Genomic DNA, 24,421 nt, shown 5'->3' on the forward strand with positions numbered 1-24,421 from the left:
GATGTATAAATGAATATTTAGAAATATAAATGTGGATAATATGATGAAAAGATTAAGTGGTCTGGTGCTGCTGTTGTGTTTGGCGAATTTCCTTTCTGCACAGGACATGCGTATGGATACTTATTGTAATCCTTTGAATATCGATTACACGTATATGATTTATAATTCGGATAAGAGTATCTCCTACCGTTCCGGTGCCGATCCTGCCGTGGTGGAGTTTCGGGGTGAATATTATATGTTTGTCACCCGTTCACACGGTTATTGGCGTTCCAGGGATTTGCTGAACTGGGAGTTTGTACGTCCGGGCAGGAACTGGTATCCGCAAGGGTGTAATGCTCCGGCGGCACATAATTACAAAGATTCGGTACTTTATGTGACCGGTGATCCTTCCGGTTCCATGAGTATCCTTTATACGGATAATCCGGCTTCAGGAAACTGGGAAGCTGTTCCGGCAATTTTGCATAATCTGCAAGATCCCGATTTGTTTATTGACGATGACGGTAAAGCGTATATGTTCTGGGGTTCTTCCAATGTGTATCCTATCAGGGGAATGGAACTGGACAAGAACCGGCGTTTCATCAAGAAGGGAGAAACGAAAGAACTCTTCAATTTGGATATGCCTAAACATGGCTGGGAACGTTTCGGTGAAAACCATACGGATACTGTATTGGGCGGATATATTGAGGGGCCTTGGCTGACGAAGCATAATGGGAAATACTATATGCAATACGGTGCTCCGGGAACGGAATTCAATGTCTATGCCGATGGTGTTTATGTGGCCGATTATCCGATGGGGCCTTATACTTACCAAAAGCATAATCCGGTGTCCTACAAGCCGGGTGGTTATATGAACGGTGCCGGACATGGAAGTACCGTGCTTGGTCCTGGGGGGCAGTATTGGCATTTTGCTTCGATGTCACTCTCTATCAATGTGAATTGGGAACGTCGCCTTTGTATGTTTCCGGCAGGGTTTGATAAAGATGGCATTATGTATGTAGATACCCGTTTCGGAGACTATCCCCGTTATGCACCTGCCGTACCGGGCAAGGCTGGACAGTTCCGTGGCTGGATGTTGCTCTCGTATGGCAAGCCGGTGACGGCTTTTACTACAAAAGACGAATTTAAGGCAGATGCCCTAACGGATGAACTGACTAAAACTTTTTGGCTTGCCGAGGCTAATGACGAACGGCAGTGGGTGATGATTGATTTAGAGAAACCTGCTGATGTGTATGCTGTTCAGATAAACTATCACGATTATCAAAGTAATATGTACGGTCGCTACGAAGGACTCCATCACCGTTATCTCATCGAAGGTTCTCTTGATGGTGAGAATTGGGATATATTGGTGGACCGTAAGGAAAGTTATAGGGATACTCCGAATGATTATGTTGAACTGGCATTACCCAAGTCTGCCCGTTATATCCGTTATAAAAATATAGATATACCGACACCGAATCTGGCTATATCTGAACTTCGCGTCTTTGGATTGGGTACGGGGAAGGCACCGCAACAACCCAAAAAGTTGGTACTTGACCGCCAAGCAGACCGTCGTGACATCTCCATCCGTTGGGAGGCTGTGAAAGGTGCACAAGGTTACAACATACTTTGGGGCATTGCACCGGACAAACTTTACAGCTCTTGGATGGTCTATGATAAGACTGATTTATTGATGAAAACCCTTACTGCTGATCAGGATTATTATTTTTGTGTGGAGGCTTTCAATGAAAATGGTGTATCTTTACGTTCGGAAGTTAAACATGTAAAATAAATAATAAGATGAAACGTATAATCGGCATCCTTTGTGGATTATTCTTTTTTTTGTTTTCGTTTGCACAAGAAACCTTTCAAAAGGAAACTTATATCTCTTCCCGTGGAGATACATTGTTGTATCGTTTGTTGCGTCCAGAGGTGATGAAACCTGATGAAAAGTATCCTTTGGTGCTTTTTCTGCATGGTGCCGGAGAGCGTGGCAATGATAATGAGAAACAATTGGTTCATGGTGGGCAGATGTGGCTTAATCCTGTAAACCGCGAAAAGTATCCGGCGTTTATTTTGGCTCCGCAGTGTCCTGAAACCGGATATTGGGCATATACGGAGCGCCCTTCATCTTTTGCTCCGGCAGATATGCCGTTGGAAGTGCCTGTTTCTCCTATTTTCCGTACGTTGAAAGAGTTGTTGGATTTCTATCTGGCCATGCCGCAGATAGACAAAGACCGTATCTATGTTATGGGACTTTCTATGGGAGGAATGGGTACATTTGACATGGCTGTCCGCTATCCGGAGATTTTTGCGGCAGCAATACCTATTTGTGGAACAGTGAATCCGGCACGGTTGAAGGCTGGCAAATCGGTCAAGTTCCGTATTTTTCATGGAGATGCGGATAATGTAGTAACTCCTGAAGGATCGCGTGCAGCATATCGGGCCTTGAAAGCTATTGGTGCCGATGTGGAATATATTGAATTTCCTGGTTGTAATCATGGTAGTTGGAATCCGGCTTTCAACTATCCTGATTTTATGGAGTGGCTGTTTAATCAGAAGAAAAAATGATGAGAATATTGTCTGTTATCGGAGCGCTCTTTTTAGGGGGCGCTTTTTTAACTTCTTGCACCACTTCCGGTCGGGTAAGTACTTTTGTGGTATTGCCGGATACGCAGACTTATCTGGAGCAATGTCCGGAGGTCTTCGATTCGCAAGTGGACTGGTTGGTTGCCAACCGTAAGAAAATAGATGCCGTGTTCCAAGTGGGAGATTTGACACAAGATAATTCTCCGGTGGAATGGGCATATATGCAGAAAGCTTTTCATCGTGTCAGCCAAGCAGGAATACCTTATTCTGTCGTATGGGGAAATCACGATATTGGCAGTAAGCCCGGTAAGTTTTCGGACGTGCATAACACTGCAATGGCCAACAAGTATTTCCCTCTTTCTGACTATAAGCAGAAGAGTTATTGGGGAGGCAGTGCAGATGGAAAGACATTGGATAACTATTACATAAACCTTAGGTCGGGCGATACCGATTGGCTGGTCTTGAATCTGGAATTCGGGCCTTCTGATGAGGCTCTGCAATGGGCCGATTCCATAGTGGGTATTCATCCGGATAAGCTTGTCATATTGAATACACACGCCTATTTGTATTGTGACAGTACGTTGCATGACGGGAAAGACTGGTGGCGCCCTCAAGGATATGGCATCGGCAAAGAGTCTGGGCGCACAGTGAACGATGGTGCTGGAATCTGGGAGAAATTGCTTCTCAAACATCGCAATGTGATAGCTGTCTTTTGTGGGCATGTCTTGAAAAGCGGAGTCGGCACGCTGGTCTCTATAGGGAAAGAGGGAAATAAAGTGTATCAGATGCTGGCAAACTATCAGCGTGGTGTGGAAGGCAGTAGATTGGGAGGTGAGGGCTACTTACGCATTGTAACTTTTAACCGGAAGACAAGGGAGATAGATGTGAAGACCTATTCGACTTGGAATAAAGCCTACCACCCCTCCGAACATCATAACTTTAAGTTCAGAGAGGTGGACTTTGACGAATATCTGCGCTGAGACTTAAGTCCTTTCAGCGTAATCTCCGTTACTTTTTATCAGTTCTATCAGCTTTTCTACCGCCTCTTCTTCGGGAATGTTCTTTTCGATGCACTCTTTCTTCTTGTAGAGGCTGATTTTGCCTCGTCCGGCGCCCACATAGCCGTAGTCGGCGTCCGCCATTTCTCCGGGACCGTTGACAATGCATCCCATGATTCCTATCTTGAGTCCTTTCAGGTGGCCGGTAGCTGCCTTGATACGGGCAATGGTACTTTCCAGGTCGTAGAGTGTGCGTCCGCAGCCGGGACAAGAGATGTATTCGGTCTTGCTGGTACGTACACGTCCGGCTTGCAGGATGCCGAAAGCAGTGGCATCCACTACTTTGCCGCTTATGGTTTCTCCTTGGTTGAAGAGAAGGATACCGTCACACAGACCGTCGAAGATGAGTGCTCCCATGTCTGCCGCCGCTTTGATTTGCAGATTTTCCAGTTCGCTCTCTGCGTAGTGCTCAAAGAAGACTACCGGGTTTTTTAGGCCTTCCTTCATCATCTGGTGTACTAGAGCGCGTTGTTCGCCCAACCGGTTGGGATGATTGCTTTGCGAAATCAATACGACTTCCGGATGATACTTCAGGCAGGCGATGGCTTCGTCATTCAGCCCCATATACGTGATGAAGAGGAATTTCAAGGAAGCGCCACAACTGCTTAGGAAAGGAAGCTGGTCTCCTTTAAAGGCGGGCCAGGCATTGTCCGGTTTTGTCTCGCTGTTGCTTTGTTCCATCCAGACATCGGCATCGATAATACATTGCATGCCTTCCGGAAGTTGTTCGGGGATGGAACGTCCCGTATAGATATAGTCCGGCACGAATTGCGGATTGAAGTCCATGTCCCCGTCCAGGCGTGCGGCAATGACCACGGGCAGATTGTCTCCGCCGATATTGTGTACGGCAGCAGTCTCGCGGCGGGTGGGAGAGAGATAATTGAATTCCGGCACATCTGCTCCGGGGATATAAGGATGGTCGTGGCGCTGCACGATATAGTCCACCAATTTGCGGGCTACGGGGATTTCCGCCTCCGGAGCTTCGCTCAGGGAAACCCGGATGGTGTCACCCAAGCCGTCTGCCAGCAGGGCGCCGATGCCCAAGGCCGATTTGATGCGTCCGTCTTCTCCGTCTCCGGCTTCCGTTACACCGAGATGCAGCGGGAATCGCATACCTTCCTGCTCCATGACGGTTGCCAGCAGGCGTACTGTCTTTACCATGACCACTGTATTGGATGCCTTGATGGAAATGACCACATCCGTGAAATTCTCTTGTACGCAGATGCGCAGAAACTCCATACAAGATTCCACCATGCCTTCCGGTGTATCGCCATAGCGCGACATGATGCGGTCGGATAATGAACCGTGGTTTACGCCGATGCGGATGGCAGTATGGTTCTCCTTGCAGATGTTAAGGAAGGGTACAAAGCGGTCGTGTATCTTCTGCAACTCCTGGGCATACTCTTCATCGGTATACTCCAAATGTTTGAAAGTACGTGCTGCATCCACATAGTTTCCCGGATTGATGCGTACTTTTTCTACATACTGTGCTGCCACGTCCGCTACCTTCGGGTTGAAGTGAATGTCGGCCACAAGCGGCACCATATATCCGTCCTGGCGTAGGCCTATGTTGATATTCATCAGGTTTTCAGCCTCTTTGATGCCTTGGGCCGTGAGGCGTACATACTCTCCTCCGGCGTCGACAATACGTTTGGCTTGCGCCACACTGGCTTCTGTGTCCTGCGTAGCGGTGTTCGTCATACTTTGTATGCGGATAGGATTGGAGCCGCCCATAGGGGTGGCTCCGATGTTTACTTCTGATGTTTCCCGTCGGGAATAGTTGAATAAATCCACGATGATATTTACAGTTAAAGGATTAAAAGATTTACGATTGGACGATTTACGATTGGACGATTTACGATGTACGATTGAAATTACTTCTTGGTATCTTCAATCGTACATCGTAAATCGTCCAATCGTAAATCAATTGGTTTTGTATTCGTACTTCACCTCCTTCAAGTCCTCATTTGCCTTGACTATTTTCTTTTTCAGCCCTTCTTTATAGGCGGCGAATGTTTCAGCCAATGAGGAATCGCTCAGTGCCAGCATCTGTACGGCAAGGATGGCAGCGTTCATGGCACCATTAATGGCAACGGTGGCTACTGGTATACCCGGAGGCATCTGGATGATGGAGTAAAGGGCGTCTACGCCATCGAGTACGGACCCTTTTACGGGAACCCCGATTACCGGCAGTGTGGTATTGGCAGCAATGACGCCGGGCAGGGCGGCAGCCATACCGGCAGCGGCAATAATCACTTTAATGCCGCGTTGGCGGGCATTCTTGGCAAATTCCTCCACTGCTTCCGGTGTGCGGTGAGCAGAGAGAGCGTTCATTTCGAACGGTACATGCAGGTCATTGAGCAATTGCGCGGCCTTCTCCATAACGGGGAGGTCGGAAGTGCTGCCCATGATGATGCTAACGATTGGAGACATGAATCATTAAATTATTAAAGGGTTAATTTTATAGGGGCTAGGGATTAACGATTAGGGGTTAGGGACTGCGCTATCATTCCATCTGGTGCTAATCGCTAACCCCTAATCCCTAATCCTTTCATTTCATTCGTTTATCAGCGCTTTGTAGGCTTCGGCATCCAGCAGGCTGTCGAAGTCGGCATCAGCGGCGGGTTTGATTTTGATGAGCCAGCCTTCGCCGTATGGGTCCTGGTTTACCAGTTCCGGCTGGTCGGCAAGGGCTTCGTTTTGCTCCAGAATCTCACCGGTTACGGGCAGGAAGAGGTCTGATATGGTTTTTACTACTTCGATGGTGCCGAACACTTCGTCGGCAACCAGTGTCTCACCTTCGGTCGGGATGTCGACAAACACAATGTCGCCCAGTTGCTCTTGTGCATAATCGGTAATACCTACATAGGCTACATCACCTTCCAGGCGAATCCATTCGTGTTCTTTGGTGTACTTTACATTAGTCGGGAAGTTCATGATCATTAGTTTTTAAGGGTTGATACTATGTAAATTAAAAGTTGAAAATTAAAAATTAAACAAGGCTCTTAAAAGAGGAAGATTCGGAACAGTATGTTGCTCAGCGGGTGGAGTACCAGCAGCGAGCAGATAAGCCCTACGGCAAAGCCTCCCATAACTTCGCCCAGGGTGTGGTGTCGCAGGATGATGCGGGCGGTGCCCAACACGCCAGCCACCAGTATAAAGAGGCATAGCCACCATACGGGATTGTAGCTGAACAAGGCGCTGAAAGCTACCAGTCCGCCAATTACGGCTCCGGCGCCTGCCATGTGTTCGCTCAGTTTCCATTTTAAGTTGACAATGACGCAGATTATCATCACTACCAGGGCGGAGAGTATGATACCGGTCATGTACCACGGGATATTGAGCCGGTGCATCATGAGCAGGCAGAATACATAAGAAGTGATGGTCAGAATAAAGGGAATGTATCTCCTTTTTCGTTCCACCAGTTCTTCCGGACTGAAACCGTTGATTTTGCGGAAGATGAAGATAGTCAGTGTAGGCATCAGGATGGTGAAGCAATACACCACGCCCAATACTATCAACTTGTACTGCAACGGCATGATGCGCAGGTACGAGAATATAAACAGAACCAGAAAAGCCAGAAAAGGGATGGAGAACGGTGTGAATACCGCCGAAATCACTTTCGCTGTTCTGATTAAAGTTTTATCTGCTATAATATGCTCTTCCACAACCTAATTTTATTTACGATTTGACTATTTACAATTTACTATTTGAATGCACTAATCTTTAAACCTTAATCCCTAATCGCTCATCCTTTTCTCTCATCTTCTCAGTCTTGCCACGGGGATATTCATCTGTTGGCGATACTTTGCCACCGTGCGGCGGGCTATGGGATAGCCTTTCTCCTTCAGCAGCTCGGTCAGTTCGTCATCGGTCAGAGGCTTTTTCTTGTCCTCGTTGTCAATGCACTCTTTGAGTATCTTGCGTATTTCGCGTACAGACATCTCTTCGCCGTCTTCGGTTGTGTAGCCGTCGTTGAAGAAGAATTTCAGCGGGTAGATGCCGTAGTTGGTCTGTACATACTTGCTGTTGCTCACACGGGAGATGGTCGAGATGTCCAACCCGGTACGTTCGGCAACATCTTTCAGAATCATGGGGCGGAGCAATGACTCGTCTCCTTCGAGGAAGAAAGGACGTTGTAGGTCTATGATGGCCTGCATGGTGGTCATCAGCGTATTCTGGCGTTGCTTCACGGCATCGATGAAACCTTGTGCGGCATCCATTTTTTGTTTGAGGAACATCATGGCTTCGCGGGATTCCTTAGACTGGTTGGCCCGGTTCTTGGTGTGTTCTTCCACCATCTCGGTGAAGTCGCGGCTCATGCGCAGTTCCGGCACGTTGCGGTTGTTCAGTGTCACGTTGATGGTACCGTCGTCATAAGTGTCTACCAGGAAGTCGGGCACAATCTGCTGCATGTTCTTGCCGATGGCTTCGCCGAGCGAGGCACCGGGACGGGGATTCAGCTTGCAGATTTCCTTAACGGCTTGTTGCAGGGTATCTTCGCTGATACCTAATTTCTGCATAATCTTGTCCCAATGCTTGCGGGTGAACTCTTCGTAGCACTGGGTAAGAATATCTTCTTCTATATAGTATTGTGGAGGCGAGGGCATGGGCCGTTGCGCTTCCTTACGTCGAATCTGGATGAGCAGGCACTCTTGTAGGGTGCGGGCGCCCAGACCGGCGGGGTCGAAGTCTTGTATAATCTTCAATACTTCTTCCAGCTCTTCGGGAGAAGCGTCGATACCGGCGTAGATGGCGAGTTCGTCGCTGATACTGTCCAGCGATTTGCGCAGCAGGCCATCGTCGTCCAGCGAGCCGATGAGATATTCGGCCAGTTCGCGCTGGTGCGGAGTCAAGTCCTGCTCGCCGAGCTGCTGGTGCAAGGTTTCATAGAAGGAGGTGGCGTCGGAAAAAGGGATTTCTTCTGCCTGCTCCCCTTTGCTGCGGTTGTTCTCCTGCAGCTTGTAGTCGGGGATATCGTCTTCGTTCAGATAATCGCTTAAAGAATCATAGCTGGTGTCTCCACCGTCTTCCGTTCCGGTTTCCGTATCAGGAGTGTCGGGGTATTCATCACCGGGAGTATCCTCCTTACCCTCTTCCAGTGCCGGATTTTCCAAGAGTTCGGCACGTACGCGGTCCTCTAGTTCCACGGCGGGAAGTTCCAGCAGCTTTACCACCAGAATTTGTTGCGGCGACAGCGTTTGTATCTGCTGTTGCGCTTGGGTCTGTACTTGTCGGGAGCCTTGTGCCATATTTTTATAAATTATTCAATGCACTCATTGTGCATCTTCTTTCAGATATTTACCGCAAAAATAGTGAATAGTTCGATAACACGAAACCTCTCTGATGATATTTAACAAGAAAAGAGAAAACAAGCTTTTGCCAATAGCTTGGCAAACTTTTGCCATGCCTATGGCAAGACTTTGCCAACGCGGTGGCAAAACTTTGCCAAAGGCTTGAAAAACGTTGGCAAAATAGTCTTCTGATTATGAACTATATAGATTAATCTCCTTTTTGTATTATCTTCTTTCAAAGATTATCTATATCTTTGTCCTATAACTACTAAAACAAGGAATGTTATGTTTGCTAAAGAAACGTATGTGCAGCGCAGGGCCCAGCTGAAAAAAACGATAGGCTCCGGAGTGTTACTGTTTTTGGGTAACGATGAACAAGGTTTGAACTATGAGGACAATACTTTCCGTTACCGCCAGGATTCCACTTTTCTCTACTATTTTGGCTTGTCGTTTGCCGGGCTGTCAGCTCTCATCGACATAGATGAAGATAAAGAAATCATTTTTGGCGATGAGCTGACCATCGACCATATTGTCTGGATGGGTACCCAGCCCACCCTTCACGAAAAGGCTTCTGCTGTGGGAATTTCCGAAACCCGTCCTTTTGCCGACATCGTCGGTTATCTGCACAAGGCTGTACAGAAGGGACAGACCATCCATTATTTGCCCCCTTATCGTGCCGAGCATAAGTTGAAACTGATGGACTGGCTGGGTGTTCCTCCGGCACGTCAGGAAGGGTCTGTGCCGTTTATCCGTGCGGTGGTGGCACAGCGCAACTACAAGTCGGCAGAAGAAATAGCGGAAATAGAAAAGGCATGCGACGTGACTGCTGACATGCACATCACCGCAATGAAGGTGCTTCGTCCGGGCATGTACGAATACGAGGTTGTGGCCGAAATGAACCGTATCGCCGAGATGAACAACTGCGAGCTGTCTTTTGCCACGATTGCTACTGTCAACGGCCAGACCCTGCATAACCACTATCACGGCAACCGGGTGCAACCGGGAGACCTTTTCTTGATTGATGCCGGCGCCGAGCTGCCTTCGGGTTACTGTGGTGACATGTCGTCTACCGTGCCGGCGGACAAGACTTTTACTCCACGCCAGCGTGCCGTTTACGAAATCCAGAACGCCATGCATCTGGAGTCTGTTAAAGCGCTTCGCCCGGGCATTCCCTATATGAAGGTGTACGAGCTTTCCGCCCAAGTGATGGTGGAGGGGCTGAAAGAGCTGGGGTTGATGAAGGGCAATGCCGAAGATGCCGTGCGCGAAGGGGCGCATGCCTTGTTTTATCCCCATGGACTGGGTCATATGATGGGGTTGGATGTGCACGATATGGAGAACCTGGGTGAGCTCTGGGTAGGCTATGACGGTCAGCCCAAGAGTACGCAGTTCGGCCGCAAGAGCCAGCGTCTTGCCATCCCTCTGGAACCGGGCTTTGTGCATACGGTTGAGCCGGGCATCTACTTCATCCCCGAGCTGATTGACTTATGGAAAGGAGAGAAGAAGTTCATGGACTTCATCAACTACGATAAGGTGGAAGAATACCGCAATTTCGGCGGCATCCGTAATGAGGAGGATTATCTGATTACCGAAACGGGAGCACGTCGCTTGGGCAAGAAAATTCCGTTGACACCGGAAGAGGTGGAAGCGTTGCGTTGACAACCACATCCTTAATATACACAGAGAGCCGTTTGTCCCGATAATGCCGGTGGCAAGCGGCTCTCAAATTTAGGGGTCATACAGATTGTATTATGTATGGTTTATGCGTGCAGTTCCAGTACGAACCGTGCTCCCTTGTTGTAGCTGCTGTCTAGTGTCAAGCTGCCGTTCATCTTGGTGGCAATCAGTGAGCAGATGGGGAGTCCCAGGCCGTCGCCTTGCGTCAGGTCTTTCACTTCGGTGAAAGGCTTGAAGATGTTTTCGCGTTGCTCCTCGGGTATACCGCAACCGGTGTCGCTGATGATGAACTGGTGGGTGTGCGCACCGCGTTTCTTGAAGTCCAGCCATATTTTTCCTCCGGCAGGGGTGTACTCGGCGGCGTTTTCCAACAAATGCAGCAAGACGCGTTCCAGTTGCTCAGGGTTGATTTTCACATTCAATTTGGGGGCATTCACGGTCAGGGTGACATCTTCTTGTGTCATTCCTTTGATTTTGTCCATGATGCCTTCACAGAAAGTGGAGATATTCTTCTCCTGCACTTCGTAGGGTTCGGACAAGGTGGTTTCCAATTCGGACAGTTCCTGGATATGGTTGGAGAATGCATGCAGGGCTTTTACGCCCGGCAGTGAGGCGTCGAGCGTGTCCAGTGTCGGTTCCATTTGGGCGGAAATGTTCTGGATAAATTTGGTTTTCAGCTCATTGTGCTCATTAGCAATGCTGATGGCCTTCTTCTGTTTACGGGTGAGGATGATGAAACGCAGCAATACGATGGCGCCGAATACCAGTGCGGCGGCAAGGATGGCGGCGAGTATGCAAAGCCCGATGATGATGTACTGCTTGGCGCTTAGGGAATCATCTTTCTCCTGGATAGTGGCCAGGCTTTCATCGTATTTCTTCTTCAGGGCGTTCAGTTCCTCTTGGGCGGTAAGCGCCTTTACGGAGTCGGTCCATAGGATGTACTTGTCGTAGGTGCGTGCCACCAGTCCGGCATTGTTTGCTTTGCGGGCGATACTGATAAGAGTCTTGTAGCATTCGTCTACTTTGGCGTAGTTCTTCTGTTCCTTATATTGCCCTATCAGGCGGTTGGTAGCCGCATCACCTTGTGTGTTCATGCCGAAGGTGTAGTAATAGTTGGCCTGCGTATAAAGCAGGTCGTTGCTCAGAGAGTCGTTGTGAGAGGCTTTGGCGGTCTCTTCCAGTTTGGTCAGCTGTTCCTTGGCGCGTGCGGGATTTTTCAGGTTGATGTACATCTGCAGGCGTTCCTTGTTGATGCGGAAACGTAGGTTGGGCATGGCCTTGCCCGTTTTCTGTTCGCCGGTTGCCACCACTTGCTCGGCACCGCGCAGCAGTTCAAAAGCTTCTTTATAGTAATTCTCCCGATGGTAGAGGGCGCTGGCATTGACGCCGCATTCCACTGCCTGGGCATACTTGTCTTGCGTGGCAAAGGCATTGTAGGCTTGCAGGAATAGATAGCGGGCTTTGATATATTCTTTTTTCGTAAGATTTTCTTGTGCTTGTTTCATCAATTCGTCTGCACGGTTTTGCGCATGGAGTTGAGTAAAGATGCAGAAAGTCGCTAAGAGAAGTATCGAAATAATTTTTTTCATGTGTACGTTTGTTTTATTTGCTCACAAAGTTAGAATAAAAACTTAGTATTTGAAGCTACTGCCTCCTAAAAATTCTCTCAATAAGGATGTCGGTGGAATTTCTTTGTCCTGCACGGGGGTGAAATATTTGATGAATTTCAGCAACCGGTAGGCTTCTGCGTATTCCGGACAGTTCCGTGGAACACTGGTAAGGATGGGCTCTGCGTGGCAGCGGAGCACGGCAAATTCGAACAAGAGGGCGGAGTTGAACATGACATCGGCATTTTCCTGGTAGGGGAATATCCATTTGTCCTCGCCGGCACGTACACTGGGCCAGCGTGAAATGGTCTCTTGTGCCGAGTAGCCGCGGTAGTTGAAGTCGCGGATGATGCGGCGCAGCAGGCGGTTGTCCGTGGTGGGAATCCAGTTGTGGTCGTCCAGCGAGATGGTGGTCAGGGCGGATACATAAATCTTGTATTTGCTGGCGGCGGGAATCTGTGGTGTCAGTTCAGGGTTCAGGGCATGGATTCCTTCCAGGATGAGGATGGTATGCTCGTCGATGCGAAGTTTGTCGCCCTTGTACTCTTTCTTCCCGAGGTTGAAGTTGAAGCGGGGCAGCTCCACTTCTTCGCCACGGAGCAATGCCTGCAGCTGGGTGTTGAAGAGTTCGAGGTCGAGGGCGTAGAGTGATTCGTAGTCGTAGTTTCCGTTTTCGTCGCGTGGGGTGTCTTCACGGTCTACGAAGTAGTTGTCCAGCGAGATGGGATAGGGACGCAGGCCGTTGGTCATCAACTGCACGCTGAGCCGCTTGCTGAAAGTCGTCTTTCCGGAGGACGATGGACCGGAGATGAGTACGAGCTTCACCCGGTTTCCGTTTTCGCCGCGGTGGTAGATGTCGTCAGCTATTTGGGCTATCTTTTTCTCCTGCAGGGCTTCGGCTACGTTGATGAGGTCGGTGGCATGGCCTGTCTCGCAAGCCAGGTTGAAGTCGCCCACGTTACTCAGCCCCATGATGTAGTTCCAGCGCAGGTGTTCCTTGAATACGTCGAGCATCTTCTCCTGTTTCACCACTTCTTCCAGTACATTCGGGTTCTCCTTGTTGGGGATACGCAGCAGCAGGCCGTCGTAATACTTCACGATGTCGAACAGCCAGATGAACCCGGTACTGGGCAGCAGGTTGCCGTAGTAGTAGTCTACGGTGTCGCCCAATGTGTAATAATAGGTATATAGCGAGCCGGAGGTTTCCAGCAGCTTAACCTTGTCGTTCATGCCCCGTTCGCTAAAGATACGCACAGCCTCGGTGGTGTGGCATTCTACACGATGGTAGGGGATGTTTTCGGCGATGATTTCCTGCATCCGTTTCTTGATGGCGGTCACATCTTCCAGCTCTATGGAACGGCCGATGCGCAAGTTACAGAAGTAACCTTTGGATACCGGATGCTCTACGAACAGTTTTCCTTCCGGAAACAGCTCGCTGACAGCTTTGTAAAGAATGAAGCAGAGGGAACGGACATAGGTGCGCATGCCTGAGGAGTCACGTATGTCGAGAAACTCTACATCCTTATTGTTGTATACACGGAAATTCAGTCCTTCGGAACGGTTGTTGACTTTTGCACTGACTACCTGATAGGGGAAATTTAGATTAAAACCGTAATAAATATCCAAAAGTGAGCTCCCTATAGGGAATTCTTTAGAAATATTATTATTTTTGCAACAAATTTGTAACATGTGTTTCATGATGTCTCGTTTTTAGTGGGTTGACACGTTAAATATAGGACATTATAACACGTGAAGGAATGAAACACCTTAAATAATTAAAGATGGAATATTCTTTTTATGATTTTTTAAAGCTACTCGGCTCATTGGCACTGTTTCTTTACGGAATGAAGATTATGAGTGAGGGGCTTCAAAAATTTGCCGGTGACAGACTGCGGAAAATATTGACCGCAATGACAACCAACAGAGTGACCGGTGTGTTGACGGGCGTGCTGATTACAGCACTTGTACAATCTTCCTCTGCAACCACGGTGATGGTTGTAAGTTTTGTCAATGCGGGGTTGTTAACGCTTTCACAGTCCATAGGTGTCATAATGGGTGCTAATATCGGTACGACTGTTACGGCATGGATTATTTCAGCTTTAGGTTTCAAGGTGGACATTGCCGCCTTTGCTCTTCCTCTTCTTGCTTTCGGCATTCCTCTCCTCTTCTCTCAAAAAAGTAACCGCAAGTCTGTCGGTGAATTTATTTTCGGTTTCTCATTCTTGTTCATGGGGCTTTCCTATTTGAAAAACAATGCTCCTGACTTGAGCCAAAATCCTGATATGCTGTCATTTGTGCAGGACTATACCGACATGGGCTTTATCTCCATACTCCTTTTTGTGGGTATCGGTACGGTGTTGACCATGATTGTGCAGGCATCTGCGGCAACTATGGCCATTACGCTTATTATGTGCGCCAACGGCTGGATTAGTTTCGAATTGGGGGCAGCACTGGTTTTGGGAGAGAATATCGGTACAACCATCACGGCAAACCTTGCGGCGCTGACCGGTAATACGCAGGCGAGGAGGGCTGCTTTGGCTCATTTGGTATTCAATGTGTTTGGTGTGATATGGGTGTTGTGTCTTTTCACCCCCTTTACCGAGGCTGTGTCATGGTTCGTAGAGAACGTGATGGGTACTAAAGATCCGGCTGTGGCCGTATCCTTCAAGCTTTCGGCATTCCATACTTGCTTCAATATCTGCAACGTGCTGATATTGATATGGTTCGTGAAGTTTATCGAACGTACGGTCTGTGCCATTATTCCAATGAAGGAGCAGGACGAGGAATATCGCTTGCGTTTTATCTCGGGCGGTATGCTTTCTACGGCAGAGCTGTCCATCTTGCAGGCAAGCAAGGAAATACATCTCTTTGCCGAACGTACCCGCCGTATGTTCGGAATGGTGCAGGACTTGCTGCATACGGAGAAGGATGATGATTTCAACAAAGTGTTCAGCCGTGTGGAGAAGTACGAGAATATCAGTGACAGCATGGAGCTGGAGATTGCCAATTATCTGAATCAAGTGTCCGAAGGGCGCCTGAGTTCGGAAAGTAAGTTGCAAATACGTGCCATGCTGCGTGAAGTGACGGAGATAGAGAGCATCGGCGACAGCTGCTATAATCTGGCACGTACCATCAACCGCAAGCGCCAGACCAATCAGGATTTCACCGAGAAGCAGTACGAGCATATTCATTTCATGATGAAGCTGACGGATGATGCCTTGGAGCAGATGATTGTCGTGGTGGAACATCCGGAGCATGCAGGCGCGGATGTGAACAAGTCCTTTAATTTGGAGAATGAAATCAATAATTACCGCAATCAGCTGAAGAATCAGAATATCTTGGATGTGAACAACAAGGAATATGATTACCAGATGGGTGTTTACTATATGGACATCATTGCAGAATGTGAAAAGCTGGGCGACTATGTGGTGAATGTAGTGGAGGCCAGCAGCGATATAAAAGAAAAGAAAGCGTCTTAGGACGCTTTCTCAAATTCTTCTTTGCCTACTCCACACAAGGGGCAAACCCAATCTTCGGGAAGGTCTTCGAAAGATGTTCCCGGTTCTATTCCATTTTCAGGGTCGCCCAATTCAGGGTCATAGACATAATCGCATACAGTGCAAATGTACTTTTCCATAAATTTCTTTTTTTAGGTTTATTCTCTTATAATAACGTTTAAAAGCCCTTTTTGTTCTATTGTTGAACAAAAATAGTTTATTTTTGTTCTCTATTAAAACAACATTTTATGAAAATGACCGACAAGCTGTTCAGGGCGATTATGCGGAATCTGCACGCCTATGTACTGCTGATAAACCGCGACTTCACTGTATTCTACACCAATTACTACGATATTACCGGAGCTGTAAAGCCTGCCGAAACTGGACGGGTGGGAGATATTCTGCGCTGTAACAATGCCTTGTCGGCAGCAGGAGGTTGCGGCACTCACGATTTGTGTGAGCACTGCCCCGTGCGGAATGCCATAGAGAATGCCTTTGTGGTGCAAAAGAACTTCACGGATTTGGCAGCTATTCTGAATCTTAGGGATAGCGAAGGCAGAACTACGGAATGCAATGCTTATGTTTCCGGCGAGTATATGGAGATTGAGGACCGCGACTGCATGGTGATTACCGTGCATGACATTACCCGGCTGAAACAAGTGGAAGCTGAATTGAAACTGGCACGTGAGAAGGCAGAGAATGCCGACCGCTCCAAATCGGTGTTCCTGGCGAATATGAGCCATGAAATCCGTACCCCGCTGAACGCAATTGTCGGATTCTCGGAATTGCTGGCCTCTGCATCGACAGACGAGGAGAAGACACAGTTCCTGGAAATTGTGCAAAGTAACAATGAAATGCTGCAACAGCTGATTGCTGATATTCTGGACCTCTCGAAGATAGAAGCCGGAACATTGGAATTTGTGTTCTCGGATGTGGACATCAACCAGATGATGTCCGATTTGGAACAACAGTTCCGTATGCGGGTGGCTGAGCTGGGTAGTGGAGTGCAGATTGTCCGGGAGGCTTCTGAGAAGGAATATACCATGCATACAGACAGAAACCGGCTTGCACAAGTGGTATCCAATTTTATGACGAATGCCCTGAAGTTCACCCAGGAAGGCAGTATTACCCTCGGATTCAGACCCTATGAGGAAGGTCTCTATTTCTACGTAAAAGACACGGGAACCGGTATTCCCCAGGAAAAGTTGCCACATGTTTTTGAACGTTTCGTCAAGCTGAAGCAGGAAAAGAACGGTACCGGACTGGGACTCTCCATTTGCCAGACCATTGTCCGCAAATTGGGGGGCGAAATAGGCGTGGAATCGGAAGAAGGGGCAGGTTCGACTTTCTGGTTCACATTGCCGTGGGAGCCTGCAACCAGACCGAAACTGGTGAGGGAAAAAGAGAATCAATGACAGTCAATTAATCACTAATCATTATATAGGTATTGTTTTCCCGGATTATTATTGTATTTTTGCGTTCCAAAATTAAACCTAAAGACTTGCATGACTGCAATAAAGGATGATTATTATCATGTCGGACTGACCGACGAACAAGTGCGGAAGAGCCGCGACGAACATGGAGTAAATTTATTGACGCCTCCTAAACGGCCTTCCTTATGGAAATTGTATCTGGAGAAGTTTGAGGACCCCGTAGTAAGGGTATTGCTGGTTGCCGCTCTGTTTTCTTTGATTATTTCCATTGTAGAGAATGAATATGCCGAGACTATCGGCATTATAGTAGCCATTCTGCTGGCTACCGGTATCGGTTTCTTCTTTGAGTATGATGCCGGAAAGAAGTTTGACCTGCTGAATGCAGTGAACGAAGAAACTTTGGTGAAAGTAATTCGTAACGGACATGTGCAGGAGATTCCCCGTAAAGATGTAGTGGTGGGTGATATAGTGGTGCTGGAAACCGGTGAAGAGGTTCCGGCGGACGGTGAATTGCTGGAAGCCATTTCCCTGCAAGTGAACGAATCGAATCTGACCGGTGAGCCGGTAGTGACGAAAACTACCGTAGAAGCTGACTTTGACGAAGAGGCTACGTATGCTTCCAACCGCATTTTGCGCGGTACAACGGTGGTGGACGGACATGGCACCATGCGTGTGGAGGCTGTGGGCGATGCTACGGAAATCGGTAAAGTGGCACGTCAAAGTACCGAACAGAATACGGAACCTACTCCGCTGAATATTCAGTTGACCAAATTGGCCAATCTGATTGGAAAGATTGGCTTTTCCGTAGCGGGTCTGGCTTTTCTCATTTTCTTTGTAAAGGATGTGGTACTGGTTTATGACTTTTCTTCATTTCATACCTTCCGTGATTGGCTGCCGGCCTTGCAGGCTACTTTGCAATACTTTATGATGGCAGTTACCCTGATTGTGGTGGCTGTGCCCGAAGGCTTGCCGATGAGCGTGACACTCAGTCTGGCGTTGAATATGCGCCGCATGCTCTCCACCAACAACCTGGTGCGCAAGATGCATGCATGCGAGACGATGGGAGCCATTACAGTGATTTGTACCGACAAGACCGGTACATTGACCCAAAATCTGATGCAGGTGCATGAACCCAATTTCTATGGTTTGAAGAATAACGGGCAGCTGGGGAATGATGACCTCAGCAAGCTGGTAATGGAAGGTATCAGTGCTAACTCCACTGCTTTCCTGGAAGAAGAGGTGACTGGCGAGAAGCCGAAAGGGGTGGGTAACCCCACGGAGGTGGCACTGCTGCTTTGGCTGAACAGCCAAGGATGCGACTATCTGGCGCTGCGTGAGAAAGCTACGGTTATCGACCAGCTGACTTTCTCTACGGAAAGGAAATTCATGGCTACCCTGGTGCAATCCCCCCTGATTGGGAAGAAGGTGCTGTATGTGAAGGGAGCTCCCGAGATTGTTTTGGGTAAATGCAAGGATGTCATGTTGGACGGCAAGCGTGTGGATGCGGTGGAATACCGTTCTACAGTGGAGGCTCAGTTGCTCAACTACCAGAATATGGCTATGCGTACACTTGGCTTTGCATTCAAGATTGTGGATGATGCGGAAGCGTCTGATTGTGTGTCATTGGTTGCTGAAAATGACTTGTCGTTCCTCGGTGTGGTTGCCATCAGTGACCCTATCCGTCCGGATGTGCCTGCGGCCGTTGCCAAATGCCAGTCGGCAGGTATCGGAGTGAAGATTGTGACGGGAGATACACCGGGTACGGCTACCGAGATAGCACGCCAGATTGGTCTGTGGAAACCGGAGGATACGGAAAAGAACCGCATTACGGGAGCTGCATTTGCCGAATTGACGGATGAGGAGGCATTGGACCGTGTGATGGACTTGAAGATAATGTCGCGTGCACGCCCCACAGACAAACAGCGTCTGGTGCAACTGTTGCAGCAGAAAGGTGCGGTAGTGGCTGTGACGGGTGACGGCACGAATGATGCTCCTGCGTTGAACCATGCGCAAGTGGGACTTTCGATGGGTACCGGGACTTCCGTTGCCAAGGAGGCCAGCGACATCACGTTGCTGGATGACTCCTTCAACAGTATAGGTACGGCCGTGATGTGGGGACGTTCTTTATATAAGAATATACAGCGTTTCATTGTTTTTCAACTGACTATCAATTTTGTGGCTTTGTTTATCGTTCTCCTGGGTTCACTGGTGGGTACGACGCTTCCTTTGACCGTCACGCAGATGTTGTGGGTGAACCTGATTATGGATACGTTTGCGGCCCTGGCCCTGGCGTCCATTCCACCCAGTGAGAGCGTGATGAAGGAAAAACCGCGTAAGAGTACGGATTTCATTATAACCAAGTCCATGAGGTATTACATTCTGGGAATGGGGTCTGCCTTCCTGGTGTTACTTATGGGAATGCTCTTCTGGTTTAACAGTGAGGAGGGAGGGATGACTACCTATCGGCTGACTGTGTTCTTCACATTCTTTGTTATGCTTCAGTTCTGGAACTTGTTCAATGCGCGTGTGTTCGGCACTTCGGACTCGGCGTTCAAGGGCATTTCCAAATCTTATGGCATGGAGCTGATTATACTTGCCATTTTGGGCGGACAGATACTGATTGTACAGTTTGGTGGAGCTGTATTCCGCACAGTGCCGCTCGATTTTATGACTTGGATGACGATTGTCGTTTCTACCTCGTTTGTTTTGTGGATAGGTGAACTGGTTCGCCTTATCCGACGTTTAACACAGAAATAGTGATGAAAAGAAGAGGAATCAAGAACCTTATTATTGATTTTGGCGGAGTTCTGATTGATTTGGACCGCCAGCGCTGTTTAGAGAATTTCAGAAAGCTGGGATTGCCGGACGTGGAAGTCATGTTGGACCTCTATCACCAGCAGGATTTCTTCCAGAAATATGAAAAAGGGTTGATTACCAGTGCGGAGTTCCGGGAAGTGATTCGTGGAAAGATAGGGAAACCGGTGACTGATGCCCAGATAGATGACGCCTGGAACAGTTTCCTGGTGAGTATTCCTACTTTTAAATTGGATTTACTGTTGGAACTGCGCAAAAAATACGTTGTCTATCTGCTGAGCAACACCAATGAAATCCATTGGCAATGGTCGTGTCTGCACGCGTTTCGCTACAAGGCTTTCCGTGCGGAGGACTTTTTTGAGCATATCTATCTCTCTTATGAGATGAAGATGGCAAAACCGGATGCCGATATATTTCAGAAAGTACTGGATGAGACCGGTATTCTTCCCAACGAGACTCTTTTCATTGACGATTCTGAGGCCAATTGCCGGACAGCGGAGGCGTTGGGTATTTCTACCTATACGCCAAAGGCCCACGAGGATTGGAGACATGCAGTTGTTTTGTGAAACATCGGACATTGGTTCCCGTCCAAGTGTAGCCACTATCGGTTTCTTTGACGGAGTACATCGGGGACACCGCTACCTGATAGAGCAAGTGTGTGCGGTAGCTGCCGGGCGTGGGCTTGCTTCGTCGGTCGTGACTTTTCCGGTACATCCGCGTAAAGTGATGCAGGCCGATTATCATCCGAAGTTATTGACCACTTGTGATGAGAAAGTTTCCCTGCTTGCCAAGACTGGGGTGGATTATTGCATGATGCTTGATTTTACTCCTGAAATAGCCCGGCTTTCGGCACGGGAATTCATGTCCATACTGAAGGATCGCTATCAGATACAAGCTTTGGTAGTGGGGTACGACCATCGTTTCGGGCATAACCGCAGCGAGGGTTTTGAAGACTATGTGCACTATGGTCGCGAATTGGGTATGGAGGTGCTTCTTGCGCGCGCGTATTCTTATAGTAAGGAGACATCGGTAACGGAGGTTACTGTCAGCTCCTCGGCTATTCGCGGTCTGTTGCTGGAGGGAAACGTTTCGGAAGCTGCCGAGTATCTGGGATATGATTTCTTTTTGGACGGTACGGTTGTCGGCGGCTATCAGGTGGGGCGTAAGATAGGTTTTCCTACGGCTAATCTCCGTGTTTCCGATTCTGACAAGCTGATTCCCTGCGATGGTGTGTATGCCGTCCGTGTCTGTGTTGAAGGCAAGGAGTACGGCGGTATGCTAAGTATTGGCTACCGACCTACGTTGGAGAACGGCCCCGATCGCAGTATTGAGGTCCATATATTCCGGTTTGATGCTGACATTTATCAGCAGCCGATGCGTCTTTCCTTTGTGCGCCGCACCCGTCCTGAACTGAAATTCGACAGTATAGAAGAACTTATTGCCCAGCTTCACCGTGACGAGGTGGAGATTAAATCCATTCTTTCTTTATAAACATAAGGCGATAAGGTCATTTATCTCCTTGCAGTTCTATGTATTTTCCCGTTTGAAATGTTTGTTTTCTGTGTATTTATCGTAAAACATGTTTTTTTTATTGTTTTTCGATAAATATTTTCTGTTTTTCTTTGTCATATCAAAAAAAAGTCTTTTATTTGCATATCGAGAAACGATAAATGATTATCGAAAAACAAAATAAAGAACTAATAAAACAATAACGGTATGAAAACTTTAGTAATGACAACAATCTTTGTAGTGACAGTAGTGATAAATGCTTTTGGTGGTAATATCCAGGAAAACTTTGCCTATAATGAAGTGATGAACGGAAATCAGGTGGAGTCCCAGATTGTATATAAAGTAGAGAACGGTAAGTTTCTGCAGAACCATTTGAAATACAATTTCATCTATGATGCCCAAGGGCGTACGATACAGAAGGAAGCGTTGAAATGGAACGAGATTGAGCAGGCGTTTGAACGCTTCTATTGCTTGAACTACAATTATACAGAAGCCGGTACGGATGTGGAATATGCCTTGTGGGACAACAAGACGCATGCCTACTCCGATGTGAAAGAAAAAGCAGTTTATCTGCAGGCGGGAGATGACATCAACTACTTGAGTTACAAATGGAGTAAGAAGGACAACGACTGGAATCTGTTGGTGGAACATGCCACTGCAGAGGAAGACGTATTGCTCCTGGCAGTGAAATAAATGAAGAACAAATATAGAAATGAGGGAGGGGCTTAGGTTATGAGAAGAGCATTTATGAGTATTACACTATTGGTATTGTCACTTTCTACAGTGATGGTGCTGCTGATGGGACTTGTTGCCACAGCTTGACGGATTGACAGAGAAAATGTGTATCTTTGCGAACTTTTAGACGAATAGAACAATGAAAACGGCAATAAAACTAGTATTGATTTACTTTTTGATGCAGCTTATAGGAGCACTGTTTGCAGGACCTTTCTGTCTGCTGTATACGTATTTCGCTTATGGAACTTTCGACATGGACAAGGCTGGTCAGATTGCTGTGGCGCCTACCATGCTGCTGGGCTTTGTTTTCATGGGACTGTACTTGTGGCGCAAGAACTACCTGACGGGAGACAAGCATCTGTATTCTCCGGTGTCAGTCCCTTATCTGGCATGGAGCCTGCTTGCCGGAATGACTTCCATATGTATAATAGGTCTTCTGATGTCCGAACTTACTTTTTTGCCCAATTTGTTGGACCAGACATTTGATATACTGCAATCCGGTTGGCTGGGTATTCTCTGTATTTCTGTTTTGGGACCCGTACTGGAAGAACTGCTTTTCCGTGGTGCCATTACCAAGGAGCTGCTTCGCAGATATAGCCCGGCAAAGGCTATCTTGTTTTCCGGGTTGATATTCGGTATCTTTCATCTGAATCCGGTTCAGATAATAGGTGCTTGCCTCATCGGTTTCTTGCTTGCCTGGCTTTATTATAAGACACGGAGTCTTATGGCATGTATTCTGATACATATCATGAATAACGGCTTGTCTGTCTATCTGAGCCTGAAACATCCTGAAATGGAGGATGTGACACATCTGCTGAGTAACCCGTATGTACTGGTTTGGGCAGTGGTTTTCATATTGTTGCTTCTACTCTCCTTGAAACAACTGAATAAATATAATATATCTGATACTAATACAACAACAACTGAATTATGAAAAGAAGATTGAACATTCTCTGCCTGGTGGTAATGCTTGTACTGAGTTACTCGGTATTGGAGCAGGGGTACTATATCTTTCTGGGAGCCAAGATGGGGGCGCAGACCGGACTGGAGCTGGGAAAGAAAGGGAGTGACATTGCTGCCTACAAGGAACTGATGAACCTGAAGGTTGTCAACCTGATACCTTCTTCCATGGAGTCGTTTGATTTCTTCAGGGATTCCGTCTACAATGAGAAAAGCAGGAGTTATGTGCCTGCAGCCTACTCTTCGTTGATGGTCAGCGTAGATTCTCATGATTCTGTCGGGAAAGTGGTGGCAAAGTATTTGCTGATATATCTGCATTTGGGCTTTTCCCTTTGGGCGGTAGTATTGTTTATCCGCTTGATAATCTCTATCAACAAGTCCGACATCTTCAACTGGCGGAATGTACGTCGGCTGCGTCGGTTGGGAATGGCACTGGTTGTCAGCTTCTGCTGTACCTTTGCGTCATCATATCTTGATTTTATAGGTATCGATACCGTATTCTCGCTGCATGGTTACGAGCTGAGCCTCTCAGAATTGGTGAGCACTACCACGCTGGTACTTGGGCTTTGTTCGCTGATTGTAGGTGAAGTGTTTGCCATTGGATTGAAAATGAAGGAAGAGCAGGATTTGACGATTTAATAATAAGAAGAACGGACAGAGATATGAATAAAATCAGAGTATGTGCCTTCCTGGCTTTGGTAGTGTTTATTGGTAGTGTTGTAACGGATATGTTTAGTGGATTTATGGACGGCTGGAATGAGGCGGGCGACCAGAAGGATTTTCATGCCTTACCCTCTGTGTCACTTTTGGTGCGGGCAGATGATACGCTGCCTGCTGATACTTTGATTAGTGCGGCACAGGATACGCCCATGTATTGCAATACAAGTGAGGTATCGGTGCAAGGTTTCCGTAGTACGAAGTGGCGGTGGGTATCGTTCTTGCTGTTTCCTGCGGGACTGTTTGCGCTTTACGGGTTCTATAGTGTGGCGCGGCTGGTGCTTACTGCCACGAAAGGCGAGGTGTTTGTGCACAAGAATGTGCGTCGGATGCGCATCTTTGTCTATGCGCTGATTTCGGTGAGTCTTTTATTCGAGTTGCAGCAATGGGGCATCTATCATGACTTGGCTTCTCAAGTGCGGCTGGAGGGATACGAGGTGTTGCCTTATTCTTTCAAGTATGCTTGGTTCAATTATATGCTGTTGGCATTGTTCACCGAGATATTCGCCATCGGCGTGAAGATAAAGGAAGAGCAGGATTTAACGGTTTAATGTG

At 47.8% G+C, this 24,421-nt stretch carries 21 protein-coding genes; 13 read left to right on the plus strand and 8 right to left on the minus strand.

Annotated features, from left to right (window positions below; all coding sequences use genetic code 11):
* The first annotated feature begins 43 nt into the window (after positions 1 to 43).
* From DWZ67_RS06775 to DWZ67_RS06785, 3 genes are read left to right on the plus strand one after another with little or no spacing between them, the layout of a single operon-like run.
* Positions 44 to 1,768, plus strand: a complete 1,725-nt coding sequence (locus DWZ67_RS06775) for a family 43 glycosylhydrolase (RefSeq protein ID WP_087332396.1) — start codon at positions 44 to 46, stop codon at positions 1,766 to 1,768.
* Positions 1,769 to 1,776: 8 nt separating this feature from the next.
* A complete protein-coding gene (locus tag DWZ67_RS06780; protein WP_005834487.1) occupies positions 1,777 to 2,547 on the plus strand; it encodes a prolyl oligopeptidase family serine peptidase in 771 nt (256 codons plus the stop codon).
* Positions 2,544 to 3,545 carry a metallophosphoesterase gene (locus tag DWZ67_RS06785; protein ID WP_120138435.1) on the plus strand — a complete coding sequence of 334 codons (1,002 nt, stop codon included), beginning with the start codon at positions 2,544 to 2,546 and terminating at the stop codon, positions 3,543 to 3,545. Before DWZ67_RS06780 ends, DWZ67_RS06785 begins: the two co-directional genes overlap by 4 nt.
* A 3-nt stretch (positions 3,546 to 3,548) precedes the next feature.
* Here the strand turns inward: DWZ67_RS06785 and DWZ67_RS06790 are convergent, their stop codons facing one another.
* The 5 genes from DWZ67_RS06790 to rpoN form a co-directional block, all read right to left on the minus strand.
* A complete protein-coding gene (locus DWZ67_RS06790) occupies positions 3,549 to 5,417 on the minus strand; it encodes a 4-hydroxy-3-methylbut-2-en-1-yl diphosphate synthase (RefSeq protein WP_120138437.1) in 1,869 nt (622 codons plus the stop codon).
* Positions 5,418 to 5,546: 129 nt separating this feature from the next.
* Positions 5,547 to 6,056, minus strand: a complete 510-nt coding sequence (purE, locus tag DWZ67_RS06795) for a 5-(carboxyamino)imidazole ribonucleotide mutase (protein WP_008662630.1) — start codon at positions 6,054 to 6,056, stop codon at positions 5,547 to 5,549.
* Between the two features lie 123 nt (positions 6,057 to 6,179).
* Entirely contained in the window at positions 6,180 to 6,560 is a 381-nt protein-coding gene (gene gcvH, locus DWZ67_RS06800; RefSeq protein WP_120138544.1) for a glycine cleavage system protein GcvH, read from the minus strand.
* A gap of 68 nt (positions 6,561 to 6,628) precedes the next feature.
* Positions 6,629 to 7,291 carry a membrane protein gene (locus DWZ67_RS06805; protein WP_005830565.1) on the minus strand — a complete coding sequence of 221 codons (663 nt, stop codon included), beginning with the start codon at positions 7,289 to 7,291 and terminating at the stop codon, positions 6,629 to 6,631.
* A 93-nt stretch (positions 7,292 to 7,384) separates the two neighbouring features.
* On the minus strand, positions 7,385 to 8,875 hold the full coding sequence (gene rpoN / locus DWZ67_RS06810) for an RNA polymerase factor sigma-54 (RefSeq protein WP_120138439.1): 1,491 nt from the start codon (positions 8,873 to 8,875) through the stop codon (positions 7,385 to 7,387).
* Positions 8,876 to 9,202: 327 nt separating this feature from the next.
* Between rpoN and DWZ67_RS06815 the strand changes: the two genes are divergently transcribed.
* A complete protein-coding gene (locus DWZ67_RS06815) occupies positions 9,203 to 10,576 on the plus strand; it encodes an aminopeptidase P family protein (RefSeq protein ID WP_005830557.1) in 1,374 nt (457 codons plus the stop codon).
* 101 nt (positions 10,577 to 10,677) lie between these two features.
* On the opposite strand, the gene DWZ67_RS06820 is transcribed toward DWZ67_RS06815, so the two are convergent.
* Complete coding sequence (locus tag DWZ67_RS06820) at positions 10,678 to 12,183, minus strand: sensor histidine kinase (RefSeq protein ID WP_005830555.1); 1,506 nt, start codon at positions 12,181 to 12,183, stop codon at positions 10,678 to 10,680.
* 42 nt (positions 12,184 to 12,225) lie between these two features.
* Positions 12,226 to 13,899, minus strand: coding sequence for a nucleoside kinase (locus tag DWZ67_RS06825; RefSeq protein WP_005834505.1), 1,674 nt, complete (start codon positions 13,897 to 13,899; stop codon positions 12,226 to 12,228).
* A gap of 83 nt (positions 13,900 to 13,982) precedes the next feature.
* Between DWZ67_RS06825 and DWZ67_RS06830 the strand changes: the two genes are divergently transcribed.
* On the plus strand, positions 13,983 to 15,680 hold the full coding sequence (locus DWZ67_RS06830; RefSeq protein WP_005834507.1) for a Na/Pi cotransporter family protein: 1,698 nt from the start codon (positions 13,983 to 13,985) through the stop codon (positions 15,678 to 15,680).
* Here the strand turns inward: DWZ67_RS06830 and rd are convergent.
* Entirely contained in the window at positions 15,677 to 15,838 is a 162-nt protein-coding gene (rd, locus tag DWZ67_RS06835) for a rubredoxin (RefSeq protein WP_005830549.1), read from the minus strand. The genes DWZ67_RS06830 and rd overlap by 4 nt on opposite strands.
* A gap of 108 nt (positions 15,839 to 15,946) precedes the next feature.
* Here rd and DWZ67_RS06840 point away from each other — a divergent pair, with 108 nt between their 5' ends.
* From DWZ67_RS06840 to DWZ67_RS06875, 8 genes are all read left to right on the plus strand, one after another.
* Positions 15,947 to 17,113 carry a sensor histidine kinase gene (locus DWZ67_RS06840; protein ID WP_016272426.1) on the plus strand — a complete coding sequence of 389 codons (1,167 nt, stop codon included), beginning with the start codon at positions 15,947 to 15,949 and terminating at the stop codon, positions 17,111 to 17,113.
* Between the two features lie 90 nt (positions 17,114 to 17,203).
* Positions 17,204 to 19,888, plus strand: coding sequence for a calcium-translocating P-type ATPase, PMCA-type (locus DWZ67_RS06845; RefSeq protein WP_005830544.1), 2,685 nt, complete (start codon positions 17,204 to 17,206; stop codon positions 19,886 to 19,888).
* Between the two features lie 2 nt (positions 19,889 to 19,890).
* On the plus strand, positions 19,891 to 20,511 hold the full coding sequence (locus DWZ67_RS06850; protein WP_005830542.1) for an HAD family hydrolase: 621 nt from the start codon (positions 19,891 to 19,893) through the stop codon (positions 20,509 to 20,511).
* On the plus strand, positions 20,495 to 21,436 hold the full coding sequence (locus DWZ67_RS06855) for a bifunctional riboflavin kinase/FAD synthetase (protein ID WP_117600186.1): 942 nt from the start codon (positions 20,495 to 20,497) through the stop codon (positions 21,434 to 21,436). Before DWZ67_RS06850 ends, DWZ67_RS06855 begins: the two co-directional genes overlap by 17 nt.
* A gap of 225 nt (positions 21,437 to 21,661) precedes the next feature.
* Positions 21,662 to 22,147, plus strand: a complete 486-nt coding sequence (locus DWZ67_RS06860; protein ID WP_016272428.1) for a DUF3836 domain-containing protein — start codon at positions 21,662 to 21,664, stop codon at positions 22,145 to 22,147.
* Between the two features lie 181 nt (positions 22,148 to 22,328).
* Positions 22,329 to 23,123, plus strand: a complete 795-nt coding sequence (locus tag DWZ67_RS06865; RefSeq protein WP_016272429.1) for a CPBP family intramembrane glutamic endopeptidase — start codon at positions 22,329 to 22,331, stop codon at positions 23,121 to 23,123.
* Positions 23,120 to 23,788: a DUF2975 domain-containing protein gene (locus DWZ67_RS06870; RefSeq protein ID WP_005830532.1), complete on the plus strand. Its 669-nt coding sequence runs from the start codon at positions 23,120 to 23,122 to the stop codon at positions 23,786 to 23,788. Before DWZ67_RS06865 ends, DWZ67_RS06870 begins: the two co-directional genes overlap by 4 nt.
* A 23-nt stretch (positions 23,789 to 23,811) precedes the next feature.
* Positions 23,812 to 24,417, plus strand: a complete 606-nt coding sequence (locus DWZ67_RS06875) for a DUF2975 domain-containing protein (RefSeq protein ID WP_005830530.1) — start codon at positions 23,812 to 23,814, stop codon at positions 24,415 to 24,417.
* The last annotated feature ends 4 nt before the right edge of the window (positions 24,418 to 24,421 follow it).

The organism is Bacteroides sp. AF34-31BH, from assembly GCF_003602795.1.
GTDB lineage: Bacteria > Bacteroidota > Bacteroidia > Bacteroidales > Bacteroidaceae > Bacteroides > Bacteroides uniformis.